1 rRNA gene is annotated in these 612 nt (G+C 51.5%); it reads left to right on the top strand.

The window, feature by feature from the left end:
- Positions 1-612 (top strand): 23S ribosomal RNA (locus HCJ96_RS16185); the annotation flags it as partial.

The raw sequence follows: 612 nt of genomic DNA, 5'->3' as shown, positions 1-612 counted from the left end.
GTGACTGCGTACCTTTTGTATAATGGGTCAGCGACTTATATTTGGTAGCGAGGTTAAGCGAATAGCGGAGCCGTAGCGAAAGCGAGTGTTAACTGCGCGAATTAGTTGCCAGGTATAGACCCGAAACCCGGTGATCTAGCCATGGGCAGGTTGAAGGTTGAGTAACATCAACTGGAGGACCGAACCCACTAACGTTGAAAAGTTAGGGGATGACTTGTGGCTGGGGGTGAAAGGCCAATCAAACCGGGAGATAGCTGGTTCTCCCCGAAATCTATTTAGGTAGAGCCTCGGACGAATTCCATTGGGGGTAGAGCACTGTTAAGGCTAGGGGGTCATCCCGACTTACCAACCCTTTGCAAACTCCGAATACCAATGAGAACTATCCGGGAGACACACGGCGGGTGCTAACGTCCGTCGTGAAGAGGGAAACAACCCAGACCGCCAGCTAAGGTCCCAAAATATTGCTAAGTGGGAAACGATGTGGGAAGGCTCAGACAGCTAGGAGGTTGGCTTAGAAGCAGCCACCCTTTAAAGAAAGCGTAATAGCTCACTAGTCGAGTCGGCCTGCGCGGAAGATGTAACGGGGCTAAGCAATATACCGAAGCTGCGGCA

The organism is Alteromonas ponticola, from assembly GCF_012911815.1.
GTDB lineage: Bacteria > Pseudomonadota > Gammaproteobacteria > Enterobacterales > Alteromonadaceae > Alteromonas > Alteromonas ponticola.
The sequence above is the reverse complement of the archived record's forward strand: the minus strand, read 5'-3'. Positions and strand labels throughout refer to the sequence as shown.